This is a genomic window from Bacteroides muris (ex Fokt et al. 2023) (assembly GCF_024704895.1).
GTDB classification, from domain to species: Bacteria; Bacteroidota; Bacteroidia; order Bacteroidales; family Bacteroidaceae; genus Bacteroides; species Bacteroides muris.
Window position 1 is genome coordinate 97444 of sequence record NZ_JAMZEE010000009.1, and the last position, 13689, is coordinate 111132.

A 13689-nucleotide genomic window follows, 5' to 3' on the forward strand; every position below is an offset into this window, starting at 1 on the left:
GGATTCTTTTGGGAATCTTTGATAAAAGAAAAGAATAATGGCAAAAAAGAAAAGAGAAGTTCCCGAAGTCAACTCCAGTTCTACGGCGGACATTGCATTCTTGCTGCTCATCTTCTTCTTGATTACAACTTCTATGGACACAGACCGTGGTTTGGCAAGACGTTTGCCGCCTCCGCCGGAAAAAGACCAACAGGTAGATGATCAGAAGAAAAAAGAACGCAATGTATTGCAGGTCTTCTTGAATATGAACGACCAGTTGATGTGTGGTAACGATTATATTAATGTAGAGCAATTGCGTGCGAAAGCAAAAGAATTCATTGCCAATCCGTATAACGATGAAGCCAAACCCGAGAAGATGGCTAAGAATGTACAGTTCTTTGGTACGGTTCAGGTAACGGAAAATCATGTGGTTTCTTTGCGTTGTGACCGCACCTCTTCATACAAGGCATATATGGCCGTTCAAAATGAGTTGGTGGCAGCATATAATGAGTTGCGTGATGAATTGGCTCAGGAAAAGTGGCAGAAGAATTATGCAGACTTGGATGTAGAACAGCAGGATGCAATTCGTGAAATTTATCCTCAGAGAATTTCTGAGGCTGAACCTAAAAAGTACGGAGAAAAGAAGTAATGGGAAAATTTAATAAGACTGGTAAACGTGGCATGCCTGCGTTGAACACTTCTTCTCTGCCTGACCTTATCTTCACCTTGTTGTTCTTCTTTATGATTGTAACAACGATGCGTGAGGTAACATTGAAGGTTGAGTTTAAGGTTCCGCAAGCCACTGAATTGGAAAAACTTGAAAAGAAGTCTTTGGTTACGTTTATCTATGTAGGAAAACCTACTGCTGAGTTTCGTAAGAAATTAGGTAACGAAAGCCGTATTCAGTTGAACGACAGCTATGCTGAGGTGGCTGATATTCAGGATTACGTTATTGGTGAACGTGCTAGTATGAAGGAAGAAGATCAACCGCAGATGACTGTGTCGTTGAAGGTTGACCAAGATACAAAAATGGGTATCGTGACAGATATCAAAGAGGCACTTCGTCAAGCTTATGCGTTGAAAATTAACTACTCTGCGCAACCGCGTCAGTAAGAAGTTGATTAAATGAATATGATAAAGGTCGTTTCGATGAATGAAACGACCTTTATTGTTTTCAGTATATAAGTCTTTAAAATTATAACTGTTTAGAGAAACTTGAAGTTTAAGAGTGAAACTTTATACGAAAGCTTTTCTGATTGTTGTTGCAGGGTATGATAGCAAAAATTGAATAAGCCTGCATATAAGATTACAAATCTGCAAGCAGCGTTTTGGACAGTAGTTGAATTGTTATTTCACATTATATACTTCTCGATAAATACATTCTTTCACAGAATCAAAATCCTTTTCGCATTCCAGGTTTCCATAAGCCATGAGGAGCATGGGAAGATAGTTGTCTCCTACTTTATATGGTGGCTGTTGGTAGGGCTTTTCCCATAAAGAGAATCCTTGCCGTTGATAGAAGTTGATGCGGCGTTGTGCCATCTCTTCCTCAGGTATTTCCACTTCCAGGATAATGGGGTGTTTTAAAAGTTGACACAAATGGTTTAGTACGCTTTTTCCGTGCCCACCGTTACGTAGTGTAGGAGCAATAGCAAAATGCTCTATATAATGGAAATGTCCGAAATCCCAATAAGTAATGAGACCTACCGGCATGTTGTTATGAAAGATAATATTGTTATAGAAGTGCGTTTTGGTATCCGTATACTTGCGCAGTTCTTCCAGTTCCCGATATTCTTTCGAGGGGAACGATTGAATCATTAATTCCTCCATGTAGCTGTATAGGTCTGTGTCAACTGTAGTAATGCGTTGAAGCTTAATCATGATTTTTTTAAGTTTAGTTTGTTTCTATTCTGTGTAAAATTCAATGACGCGGCGGATGGCCCGTTCGCAGACAGGGCAGAAAGTAGGGTATTCATTGGTACGCATACGGCAATTATCTGCCGGACGGTATATGCCTTTGGCAGAATAACCTGCTCCTTCGTATACGCCTACGCGGTATGTTTTACTTTCAGAGGTGGGAGTGGGAACGGGAGTTTTTTGTGCGAGCATATCTTCCCATTTGGAACTGAAATCGATTCTTGTGCTGATATTCTGTTCCCAAGGTTCTACATCTAAAGGATAGGTGTCTGTCATCACATCATCGTCATAGAAGTATTCATCAGCCAGTCCTCCAAAGCTATGTCCGAACTCATGCACCACAACGGGGCGGAACATGGGATGATGGGCGGTGGTAAGAGTATAGGAATTATAGATTCCGCCACCACCGTATTCTTCCGTATTGGCAAGGATGATGATATGTTCGTATGGTATTCCCGCCAGGGCATCGTGTATGGATTTCACACGTGAGGTCGTCAGATACCGGTCTGAATAGAACGTGCTGAAGTGAGAGTTGAATGCTGTCCGTTTCCATTCTCTGAGGCGTGGTACGCTCACTCCACTGTCTTCTGAGGGGCTGGCTACGGCTACGATATTGAAACGCTTCTTCATGGACCGGAAGGGTTCGTGGGCAAACAGGCTTTCGCAGGCAATGGCGGCGTCTTCGTAGAACACAGACATTTCTTCGGGTGTATACCCTTCTGCAAGGATGGCGACATCGATGCATTTATCCGTATTGCCGCTTTGCAGCAGATATTTGTGTGGCGTGATGTGGGCAGTTCCTTTCTGATGTATCAGAATATCGTCGGGATTGACTGTATGCTTCATGCTTGCCCGTACATTTCTACGTGGGTCAAAAAGAGTTATTTCTATTTCTGCAGGACGCAGGGGATGGGGAAGGAGAAAGGTGTTTTCGAGTCCTTTGGTCACGGCTTTGGCCTCCTCTGTTTCCAGCCACTCCTGGAAGAGTGAAGAAAAGGATGTCTTGTAGATTACGTTGCCATTGGCTGCATCTCGCATAATGATTTGCCCGTTTCCTTGCAGGGGGAGTTCAGACAAATGATGTTTTCTCCCTGCCCAAGAGGGGAGACAAGACAAACCATCCAGGCATATTTCTTGTTTGGCTGCATTTCCGGTAAAGATATAGTCGACACGTAGGGTCTTATCCGCAAAATAATCGGCAAAGCGTTGAGCATGCAAGGATATTGTCGCCATCAGGCATAATAGGAATAAGGAATACTTTTTCATAACGGTTCATTATTATTGATGAGACAAAGATAATATCTTTAAAGCTCATCTGCAATTTTCCAGTCGTGCGAGATGGAATTTTGCATATGCATTTTAAAAGGTCTGATATGTGGCATTATTCTTTTTTTGCAAGAAAAGTTATAAGCCGTATTTTTTATTGGCGAAAAAATATCTAACTTTGCATGTTGCCGTATAGGTATGCGGGAGATATAGTAATTTATTAATCATTAGAATTTGAAATGGGACATCATCAATTGGATACTTTAGACGAACAGATTTTAAAACTTATAGCCGATAATGCACGCATTCCTTTTCTTGAAGTGGCCAGGGCTTGTAATGTATCGGGTGCAGCCATCCATCAGCGCATTCAAAAGCTGACAAACTTAGGTATATTGAAAGGTTCTGAATATGTGATTGATCCGGAGAAGATAGGATACGAAACATGTGCCTATATCGGTATCTATCTAAAGGATCCTGCTTCTTTTGATGCTGTGACGAGAGCATTGGAAGCTATCCCTGAGATTGTGGAATGCCATTTTACGACGGGCAAGTATGATATGTTCATAAAGCTTTATGCCCGCAACAACCATCATTTGCTGAGCATCATACATGATAAGTTGCAGCCGCTGGGATTGGCGCGTACGGAAACCTTGATTTCTTTCCACGAAGCCATCAAGCGGCAGATGCCTATAACGGTAGAAGAAGAGGAAGATTAATTCTACCGGCGGATATAATCGACGAATGCATAAGGGCAGGGATGCTTCTCATCTACGGGATGGGACTCCCTGCTTTTTTCTTGCCATATAGTCGGATTGACTTCGGGAAAGTGGGCGTCTACCTGAGGAGCTTCTGCATCTACTTCAGTCAGGTAGAGGGCATCTGCAAAGGGGAGTGCCTGGCGATAAACGCTTGCACCGCCGATGATGTAGACGTGTTCGTCGGGCCGGCAACTGTTCAGTGCTTCTTCCAGTGAGGAGAAAACTTCTGCACCGGGACAGACCAAATCTTTTTGAGTGGACAGAACAACGTTGCGGCGGTTGGGAAGCGAGCCTTTGGGGAGAGATTCAAAGGTTTTTCGGCCCATGATGATGGTATTTCCTGTGGTGAGGGCTTTAAAACGCTTCAAATCATTGGGAAGCCAGAATAGCAACCGGTTCTGATAACCGATGCCTCTCTTTCTATCTACTGCGGCAATAATATTAATCATATCTCTGTAGAATTCCTTTCTCTTTCTATCTTGTTATAGGATTTATACTGATACTTTCCCTGCAATATGCGGATGCGGGTTATAGTTGACCAGCTTGAAATCCTCGAAATTGAAGTCGAAGATGTCTTTCACATCCGGATTAATTCTCATCTGCGGCAAATCCCGCGGTTCACGAGATAGTTGTAGCTTTACCTGTTCCAAATGGTTCAGATAGATGTGGGCGTCTCCTAAAGTATGGATGAAATCTCCGGCTTTCAGTCCGGTGACTTGTGCCATCATTTGCAGGAGCAGGGCATAGGAGGCAATGTTGAAAGGCACTCCTAAGAAAATGTCCGCACTACGCTGGTACAGTTGCAGGCTCAGTTTTCCATTGGCTACATAGAACTGGAAGAAGGCATGGCAGGGAGGGAGGTTCATATTGTTCAAATCGCCTACATTCCATGCACTGACAATAATCCGGCGTGAGTCGGGATGATGCTTGATTGTTTCGACCGCTTCACTGATTTGGTCGATGAATCCCCCTTTATAGTCCGGCCAAGAGCGCCATTGATACCCGTAGATATGTCCCAGGTCGCCGTTTTCGTCTGCCCATTCGTTCCAGATACGTACGCCGTTGTCTTGAAGATATTTCACATTGGTGTTTCCTTGGAGGAACCATAGCAGTTCGTATATGATTGATTTCAGATGTAGCTTCTTGGTAGTAAGGCAGGGGAAGCCTTCGTCTATGTTGAAACGCATTTGGTGTCCGAATACGCTGATGGTGCCGGTACCCGTACGGTCGCTTTTCTCTACGCCTTCGGTCAGTACGCGGTTCAGCAGGTCTAAATATTGTTTCATGATGTTGTTCTGTTTTTATCCCAACGCAAAGGTAGGGGAATTAATCAAAGATTAATAATTAATAATTAGAAATTAGAGGAAGGGGGTCATCAAGTTTCCCACCCAGCCTACAAATTTCTTCCATCCGGAACGTTTTTTCCAGACTTCGGGAGTGAGTAGCGTACTGTTTTGCACGTCCCGTTCGAACATGGCATTCAGCTCATTGGTGGTCTTGGGGTCGAAGATGAAAGCGTTTGTCTCGTAGTCATAGCGCAGGCTGCGGCTATTAAGATTGGCAGTACCCACCGTGCAGAAAGTGCTGTCTACCATCATTATCTTGGAATGGTGGAAGCCGCCGTTGAAGAGATATATCTTGGCTCCTTTCTTCATCAGCTTGTGTGCTATGTAGAATGAGGCATCCGGCGTGAAGGCTATGTCGGACACGGCAGGTATCATGATTTCCACTTCAGTACCTTTTTTCAGTGCGTTCTTGATTGCTTTGCGGATTGATTTGGTCGGAACGAAATAAGGATTCACGATTCGGATACTCTTCTGTGCGGCTTGTATGGAAGCTGCGTATGCATGGCTGATGGAACGTGGTGTTTCGCGTGGCGTGCGGTCTACGATGGCTATTTCTTCGGCAATGCTGTCGGGCAGTTGCGGAATGTCCGGAAAATAGGCGGGACCTCCAACGTGTTCTCCCGTCTCCCGGTTCCACATGGTCAGGAAGATGCCCTGCAGATAGCGTACGGCATCTCCTTCAAGATGTATGTGCATATCGTGCCATTTACCGATTTTGGGTAATCCGTTGATGTAGTAGTCGGCGATATTCATGCCGCCGGTATAACCTATCTTGCCATCAATCACTACTATTTTCCGATGATCGCGGTGTATGGCATGATTCACCCAGGGAAAAGTGATAGGATCGAACTTGACGATTTCGATGCCTTGGGCGCAGATGAATTTCAGATGGCGTTCTTTCAATGGCTGGTTGTTGGACCAGTTGCCGAAAGCATCAAACATGGCGCGGACTTCAACCCCTTCCTTGACTTTCTCTGCCAGAAGGCTGAACAAGGCATTGGCTATGGAGTCGTTGCGGAAGTTGAAGTATTCCAGATGGATATGGTGCCGGGCATGGCGGATATTCTCGAAGAGGTCAACGAACTTGTCATGACCGGTCATCAGTAATTTCACTTCATTGTTATAAGTAACGGGAGCGCCCATTTCCTTCAAGTAATTCATGACAATGGAATCGCTTGTTGTTTGCGCTCCGATATTTACAATAGAAAAAACGAATAATATGATGAATGGTATCTTTCTCAAAACTTTCTCCTCTTATTTAGTTTTCCGAGCGAGCAAAGATACAACTTCTTGTTGATATATGTTTGTTCGTTTAAAAAAAATTAGTCCTTACCAATGGCTCTTTCATTTAACGAAAAAGCCGTGGCCCTTACCTTATTAGATAAGAGCCACTTTATTAGAAGAGCAGAGGTTGTCTTTCTCCGGGCATGGATATATATTTATGCCATAGATGCAATCTTGCGGTAACCGAAATAGAGCAATACCACTCCGGCAATGATTAACGATTTGGGGTCAAGTTCCGAAGCTCCGCTCCGGATGGCAGTATCGAAGGTTTCGCGCAAGGTGTCCAGTATCAGTTGCACTCCGTCGAGGACGACGAACAGCACGAGGGTCAGTGTAAAGCAGAATGTTGTCCATATCTGTGCCAAGTGACGGCTGCGGCCGGGCAGATGTCGTAGAACGCGGCGGCTGAATCCGTTATCGGCTATCTCCTGCCGGTGTTCGGCAAAGAATGAAGTCAGGAGTTTATCATCATTTTCCATCATAACCATTTTGTTTTAAGTAGGAAGCCATCTTGTCTTTCGCCCGCGAGAGGTGGCTTTTTACCGTTCCCGCCGGACATCCGGTGATACCTGCAATCTTTTCGATGCTTTGGTCTTCCAGGTAGAAGAGCGTGATGCAGGTGCGTTCCATTTCCCTCAGTGTGGCCAAGGCACGGTAAATGTCCATGTGCTGTCCCACGTCCTGCTGCAGTGTGCTGTATTGAGCGTCCACCCGGTACGTATCCAAATCGTCCGTTTCCTTCCGGCGGCGAATATAATCATAAAAAACATTATAAGCAATACGGTAAAGCCAGGTTGAGAAGCTGGACAGATTTTTGAACGAAGCGATGTTTGTATAGGCTTTGATAAATGTATCTTGTGCCAAGTCGTCACTCAATTCGCTGTCGCCGCAGGTCTGGTGCAGGAAGAATCGCCGCACGGGCGACTGGTATTTCCTAACCAACTGGTCGAAGGCCCTGGTGTTGTGAAACACCACGACCTGTGCGACTAACGAAATGTCCCCCATCTGGCTCATTCTTCCTCGTTGTCTTTTTTGGAGTAGCTGATTTCAGTGTTTCCCGCCTTCACGTTTCTTTTTCCGCTATTCTTGTCGTACTCTACATGGATGAAGGGACTGTTGTCTTTGCTCTGCTGGGTGTAGTAGATTACCAATTGTCCGAAACCGGTAAACATAATCAATAGGCCGATACATCCGAGACCGAATTCTCCGGTGATGGCCCAAAGGAAGATGAACAGGCCGATGCCGACGAATATGTTGTTGATGCCTTTGCTGCGGATGTCTGTTGCTGCAGCTTCTTTGAAGAAGTTTTCTGGTAGTTGCTGTCCGCTGGCCAGGGCTTGTTCCGCCAGGCGGTACTTGGCTTTCCGGTTTTTATAGCGGAAGAAGAATACTACGAATATGATGAACAGCGGCAGTCCGAATATAAAGACGATGGCTGTTACAGCAATCACGGTTTCCGAGGTCTTGCTTCCGAGGTCGAACCCGTTCCAGTCGATACCGTTGCTGTGGTGGGTTTTCCATTTTTCCGGGGTGTCGCTACTGTCGACACCGTTTTCATAAGTCATGACACTGAGTGTGTCTGTTATGGTTTCTCCATTGATGACAGTGTCTCTCAATTCGATGACTCTTTTCTTGTTTCCTTGGCCGTCGTTCTCTGTTACGGTTCTGTTTGCGCCTTGCACCAGTGTGCAGAACATCACGGCAAGCATTAATCCAAAAATGATACGTTTCATAATCTATGGTCTTTTTAATTTGTTTCTTTGTTGGTTAGACGTATCGTCACCTTTATAAAGTTGCAAAGAGAGTATCTTTTTTTCAGAAAACCGGAAATAAGGCGATATTTTTAATGAAAATGTCTTATTGTCTTTTATCTTTGCCCTCGCAAAAACAGTTCAGAGCATGGAATTACCCTCATCTTTCACCGATTATACACGCGCCCTCTTGGGTGTGGAAGAATATGAAAAGCTGGCTGCCGCCCTGGAAGGGGAGCAGCCGGTCAGTATACGACTGAATGAAGATAAGTTGTCCGAATCTTCATTCGGTCATTTTCGCTCCTCTCTTGAGCGTGTGCCTTGGTCTGCTGCCGGATACTATCTGGCCAGGCGGCTGACGTTCACTTTCGATCCGCTGTTTCATGCAGGCTGCTATTATGTACAGGAAGCTTCATCCATGTTTGTGGAGCAGGCTTTGCAGCGGTATGTTGGTCCGGAATCGGTGGTGATGCTCGACCTCTGTGCGGCTCCCGGCGGAAAATCCACGCATGCCCGTAGCGTATTGCCCGCAGGTAGTCTGTTGGTGGCCAATGAGGTAATCCGTAACCGCTCGCAGATATTGGCGGAGAATCTTACGAAGTGGGGGGATTCCGGTGTGGTGGTCACTAATAATGATCCGGCAGATTTTTCTTCGTTGACGGATTTCTTCGACGTTGTATTGACAGATGTCCCCTGTTCCGGTGAGGGGATGTTCCGTAAAGACCCCGTTGCGGTGAGTGAGTGGAGTGGGGAGAATGTGGAAATCTGCTGGCAGCGCCAGCGTCGCATCGTTACGGATATCTGGCCTTGCTTGAAGCCCGGAGGCATTCTCATCTACAGTACTTGTACTTATAATACAAAGGAAAACGAAGAGAACATCCGCTGGATACAGGATGAATTCGGGGCGGAGGTATTGCCGTTGGAAATTTCTACTGACTGGAATATTACGGGTAATCTATTGTCGGGAGAGGACTTTCCCGTCTATCGTTTCCTGCCCCATCGGACGAAAGGGGAAGGATTCTTTTTGGCAGTTCTCCGCAAACCGGGCGTGAGCGATGGGAATACCTGGGCCGGGCAGGTGAAATCCCGGGAAAAAGGAAGAAAACCCCAAGGAAAAGGAGCGAAAACTCTGGGTGTTTCCAAAGAACAGCTTTCGGCACTGCGTGAGTGGCTTGCGGCTCCGGACAATTATGAATTTATCGTCAATGACAACAACGTCAGCGCTTTCCCTAAAGCGTATCTCTCCGAACTGTCGGCTTTGCGTTCGTCACTCCGTATCGTGCAGGCTGGGGTGGATGTTGCCGAGTTGAAAGGAAAAGACTGGATGCCTGCTCATGGGCTCGCCATGAGTATAGCACTGAATCCGGATGCCTTTGCCCATGAAGAGATAGGCCGCGAGCAGGCTATCAGCTATCTGCGCAAGGAGGCTGTTGTCCTTTCGGAGACTGCTCCGCGCGGCATTGTCTTGCTCACCTACAAACAGATACCTCTAGGATTTGTCAAGAATATAGGTAACCGTGCCAATAATCTCTATCCTCAGGAATGGCGCATACGCAGCGGATATTTGCCGGAAGGGGTGCTGGAATTGGCAACGATAAACGGGTGAAATCAATCACGTCACTGCAAAGCTGTTGCAGTGCAACTGCAAATATATATGCAGTGCGACTGCAACACATATGCAGTGATGCTGCAACACATTTGCAGTGCGACTGCAAAAAATGTGCAGAGCTTTGCAGTATAGGACCCATCTGTGTTTTTTGTTTTCATTTAAGAACTTCGAACTGTTCTTTCCAGAGCTTGCAGTATAAACCGTCCTTCTGCGAAAGTTCCTCGTGTGTCCCTTCCTCTTTTACTTCACCATTGTGCAGCACAATAATCCGGTCGGCATGCTTCACGGTGCTCAGCCTATGGGCAATGACGATAACTGTCTTGCCTGCATCCTTCATCACCTGCATCACTATTTTCACCTGATTTTCGGCTATGTTGTCCAGCGAAGAGGTTGCTTCGTCCAGAATAATAATCTCCGGATTCTTGTACAAGGCACGTGCTATGGCAATCCGTTGCCGTTCGCCGCCTGAGAGGTTCACGCCGTGCTCACCAATTTGGGTCTGGTAGCCTTTGGGCTGGCGTTCGATGAACTCTTCCAGTCCGAGCATTTCCATCAAGGCCTTTATCCGTATCATCTTGGGATGCAGTTCGCCTACGGCAATGTTTTCGGCGATGGTTCCGGAGAAAAGCTCGATGTGCTGGGGCACGGTGCCGATGCGTTGGCGCAGGCTCCGGTTGTCTATTTCGGCGATGTCATGCTTGCCGATGCGGATATGTCCTCCTTGAATGGGGTAGATATGTTGCAGCAGTGACATCAGTGTGGTTTTTCCGGAACCGCTTTCACCCACGATGGCTGTCATCTTTCCCTTCTCTATCGTCAGGTTCAGTGCAGAGAAGATGTCCTTGCGCGAACCATACCTAAAGCAGACATTTTCAAAGCTGATGTCTCCTACCATCTTCTCGGTCAGTTCTATCTTCTGCTCCTCGTTCTGTTCGCATTCCAAGTCCATGATTTGGAAAAGGCGGTCGGCGGCAATCAGTGCGTCTTGTATGGTCTGGTTGGAAGAAATCAGTGAACCGATGGGCGATATGACGTATCCTACCAGCGAGTAGAATACCATCAGCGTGCCCGGCGTAAGCTCCTGGTCGATGACCAGCACACTGCCCAGCCACAGGATGGCGATTGTGATTCCGGTTGATACGAACTGTATGCCTCCTTGCGCCATGATGGAACCGTAGATGCTGCGGTAAGTGTTCTTCAGCAGATGTACGAAGCGCGTTTCCGTTTTCAGGTTGGCATATTCCTCGATGCCGAAACGCTTGATGGTGGAGATGGAGTTGAGAGATTCTACCAGTTGGGCCTCCAGGTCGGCACTGCTCTCCATGATGTGGCGCTGGTATTTGCGGTTCAGCTTGTTGAAGCTGTAGAATATCACCAGGAACAGAGGCGCGGCCAGCAGGGTAATTAGTGCTAGCTTCCACGAGTAGACGAACATCAGGCATACGGAAAACAGCAGTATCATGACGTTGACCAGCAGGTCGAGCGATACGTTGTTGATGAAGTTGCGGATTTTTACGGCATCGTTCACGCGCGATATGATTTCGCCCACCCGCATGGTGTCGAAGAACTGCTGGGGCAGTGTCAGCAGGTGCTTGTAATAGCCCAGTATCAGCGCCGCATCAATCCTTTGTCCGGTTTTCAGGGCAAGTATGCTTTTCATGGCGCCGATGAACGTGCGCAGCAACAGCAGGACGAGCATGATGACCCCCATGAGGTTGAGCAGGTTCAGGTTTCTGTCCACCAGTACATAGTCGGTGATTTTCCCGACGTAAATGGAAGTGGATAGTCCCAGAATACTGTAGATAAGTGCTCCGAAGACGGCTTGCAGCATTACGCTTTTGTGCGGTGCCATCAGCGAAAGGAATTTCTTCGTCATGCCGGTTTTCTCATTTCCGGTTTTGAAGGTTGCTTCCGGTTCCATCAGGATGAGCACTCCCGTCCACTCTATCAGGAAGTCCTCATGGTCCATTTTGTGCATCTGTCCGTCTCCGGGGTCCATGTAGACTATGTGCGTGTCCGTCACCTTGTAGATTACGATGAAGTGTTGCAGCTCCTTTTTCACTACGACATGGGCAATGGCGGGCTTGGGCACCACCTTCAATGCATCGAACTCGGCGCGTACGCCTTTGGCAGACAGCCCCAGCTTGGCGGCTGCTTCTATCATTCCCAGCACATTGGTTCCCTTCTGGTCGGTGAAGGCGTATTGACGGATGCGTGCCACGGGAAATTGCAGCCCGTAGTAGGCACATACCGAGGCGAGGCAGGCAGCCCCGCAGTCCGTAATGTCGTGTTGTTTGATTTTGATTCCTTTTCTGAGTCTCATAATTGTTTCCTTTTTTAATTGTTTCTTGCCATCATGTTTTCGCTTTCATATTGTCGCGGATTTGCCCAGTCGTCCATCTTCTGGTATAGCAGGTCGAAGAGCGAACGGCGTGTCACTATGAAATGGGCGCTGACTGTCATTCCCTTCTTCAACCGGCCTATCCGTCCGTTTTTCCGTTTCAGGTAATCGCGCTCCATTTCACATTTCACCTTGTAGAAGGAGTTGCCTTGGGCATCGGTCAGGAAGTCCGATGATATGTCTTTCACCTTTCCCGGCAGAGTTCCCCACTCGTTGTAGTTGAAGGATTCCACTTGCACATGCACCGGCATGCCTATGCTCATGAACCCTATGTTTCGTGGGGCTACGTAGACTTCCGTACACAGCGTGGAGTCGGGGCTGATTACTGCAAGCGACTGGCCTGCCTGAATGCTGCTGCCCTTGTAGATGCCCGAGAACTGGTCTACGGTACCTGCCACCGGGCTGCGTACAATGTACATGTCCTTGTCCTTCTGCTCTTGTTTCAGTGTGGTGCTCATTTCGTTGCACTGGTTGCGATAGCTGTTCAGGTCTGCTTGCCAAGTACTGATTTGGCTTTGTATCAGTGAGGCAAGTTCATTCTGATGGCTTTGATATTGAAAGTAGTAGCTGTCATATTCTTCTTCCGAAATCAGCTTTTTGTTGAACAGAATCTTTTCGCGTTCGTATTCCTTCTTGGCTTTAGTGAGGGATGTTTCCAGTTCGTTTTTCCGTTTGGTGAAGTAGGCGTACTCTTGTCGGCGCACCGGAGAACGGAAATTTGCAGGAACCTCTCCGCGTGACAGATAGGTGAGGTCTGCCAGATGCGCTTCATAGTCGTTCAGGCAGTTGGTCTGATAAGTAATCTTGTAATCGGGATTGCTGGTGCGGAATCGCAGCAGAATATCCCCTTTGTTCACTTGCTGCCCTTCGCGGACGTATACGGAATCTACCAGTTCGGTGACGGCTGCTTTGATTTCCGTCTTTTCCGTTACCGGGCGTATCACTCCGTTGCCTTGTACGGAGATGTCTATATAGATAAAGGGGAGGGAGATGAGGGCGGCGGTAACGGCTGCCAATACTACCCAATAGATGGCTTGTGATTTGGTGGTGTGCTGATAGTTGTAGACTTCAATGCTGTTTTCTATCCATTCGTTCGGTAAAAGTGACATATCTTCTTGCTTTAAGAGTTAATACTTTTGTTCTTGTTGATGGAGCAAAGGTAGGCCGATAAAGGAAGAAGATATGTTAGGGGAATGTTAGTTGTAGGTTAAAATTGAGGTTTATTGAGATAATACTTCGTTAAAATTACAGTTAATCCGTTGAAAACAAATGAGTTAGTAAATAATATTTAGTATAATAAAATAGGCCAAGTGGCTGATTTTCATTATCTTTAATGGTATCCTACCACACATTAAAGCAATGAACAAAACAGCACTTG

Annotated in this window: 14 protein-coding genes; 4 read left to right on the forward strand and 10 right to left on the reverse strand. The window is 46.6% G+C overall.

Translation table 11 applies throughout. The features are described 5' to 3' along the window. Positions 1–37 precede the first annotated feature (37 nt). A complete protein-coding gene (locus tag M1B78_RS05565; RefSeq protein WP_136009806.1) occupies positions 38–628 on the forward strand; it encodes an ExbD/TolR family protein in 591 nt (196 codons plus the stop codon). After that, positions 628–1092, forward strand: a complete 465-nt coding sequence (locus M1B78_RS05570) for an ExbD/TolR family protein (protein ID WP_136009805.1) — start codon at positions 628–630, stop codon at positions 1090–1092. The genes M1B78_RS05565 and M1B78_RS05570 overlap by 1 nt, the downstream gene beginning before the upstream one ends. A gap of 234 nt (positions 1093–1326) precedes the next feature. Here the strand turns inward: M1B78_RS05570 and M1B78_RS05575 are convergent, their stop codons facing one another. Both M1B78_RS05575 and M1B78_RS05580 read right to left on the reverse strand, forming a co-directional pair. Next, entirely contained in the window at positions 1327–1860 is a 534-nt protein-coding gene (locus tag M1B78_RS05575; RefSeq protein WP_257940121.1) for a GNAT family N-acetyltransferase, read from the reverse strand. A 24-nt stretch (positions 1861–1884) separates the two neighbouring features. Beyond that, entirely contained in the window at positions 1885–3162 is a 1278-nt protein-coding gene (locus tag M1B78_RS05580; RefSeq protein WP_257932178.1) for an IgA Peptidase M64, read from the reverse strand. Between the two features lie 239 nt (positions 3163–3401). Here M1B78_RS05580 and M1B78_RS05585 point away from each other — a divergent pair, with 239 nt between their 5' ends. Continuing rightward, positions 3402–3878: an Lrp/AsnC family transcriptional regulator gene (locus M1B78_RS05585; protein WP_005827104.1), complete on the forward strand. Its 477-nt coding sequence runs from the start codon at positions 3402–3404 to the stop codon at positions 3876–3878. A 2-nt stretch (positions 3879–3880) separates the two neighbouring features. Here the strand turns inward: M1B78_RS05585 and M1B78_RS05590 are convergent, their stop codons facing one another. The 6 genes from M1B78_RS05590 to M1B78_RS05615 all read right to left on the reverse strand — a co-directional run bounded on the left by M1B78_RS05590 (position 3881) and on the right by M1B78_RS05615 (position 8283). Then, positions 3881–4369 carry a dihydrofolate reductase gene (locus tag M1B78_RS05590; RefSeq protein ID WP_257932177.1) on the reverse strand — a complete coding sequence of 163 codons (489 nt, stop codon included), beginning with the start codon at positions 4367–4369 and terminating at the stop codon, positions 3881–3883. A gap of 42 nt (positions 4370–4411) precedes the next feature. After that, a complete protein-coding gene (locus M1B78_RS05595) occupies positions 4412–5206 on the reverse strand; it encodes a thymidylate synthase (RefSeq protein WP_257940122.1) in 795 nt (264 codons plus the stop codon). A 72-nt stretch (positions 5207–5278) separates the two neighbouring features. After that, entirely contained in the window at positions 5279–6427 is a 1149-nt protein-coding gene (gene cls / locus M1B78_RS05600; protein WP_176469044.1) for a cardiolipin synthase, read from the reverse strand. Positions 6428–6705: 278 nt separating this feature from the next. Beyond that, positions 6706–7032 carry a DUF5056 domain-containing protein gene (locus M1B78_RS05605; protein ID WP_257932176.1) on the reverse strand — a complete coding sequence of 109 codons (327 nt, stop codon included), beginning with the start codon at positions 7030–7032 and terminating at the stop codon, positions 6706–6708. Continuing rightward, entirely contained in the window at positions 7019–7564 is a 546-nt protein-coding gene (locus M1B78_RS05610; RefSeq protein WP_257932175.1) for an RNA polymerase sigma factor, read from the reverse strand. Before M1B78_RS05610 ends, M1B78_RS05605 begins: the two co-directional genes overlap by 14 nt. Then, positions 7561–8283, reverse strand: a complete 723-nt coding sequence (locus tag M1B78_RS05615) for a DUF6249 domain-containing protein (protein ID WP_257940123.1) — start codon at positions 8281–8283, stop codon at positions 7561–7563. Before M1B78_RS05615 ends, M1B78_RS05610 begins: the two co-directional genes overlap by 4 nt. Positions 8284–8449: 166 nt before the next feature. Here M1B78_RS05615 and M1B78_RS05620 point away from each other — a divergent pair, with 166 nt between their 5' ends. Then, positions 8450–9907 (forward strand): RsmB/NOP family class I SAM-dependent RNA methyltransferase, encoded by a 1458-nt coding sequence (locus tag M1B78_RS05620; RefSeq protein ID WP_257940124.1) that lies wholly within the window; start codon positions 8450–8452, stop codon positions 9905–9907. 157 nt (positions 9908–10064) lie between these two features. On the opposite strand, the gene M1B78_RS05625 is transcribed toward M1B78_RS05620, so the two are convergent. After that, positions 10065–12233: a peptidase domain-containing ABC transporter gene (locus tag M1B78_RS05625; RefSeq protein WP_257940125.1), complete on the reverse strand. Its 2169-nt coding sequence runs from the start codon at positions 12231–12233 to the stop codon at positions 10065–10067. A 14-nt stretch (positions 12234–12247) separates the two neighbouring features. Further along, positions 12248–13420 (reverse strand): HlyD family secretion protein, encoded by a 1173-nt coding sequence (locus M1B78_RS05630; protein ID WP_136009794.1) that lies wholly within the window; start codon positions 13418–13420, stop codon positions 12248–12250. Positions 13421–13689 lie beyond the last annotated feature (269 nt).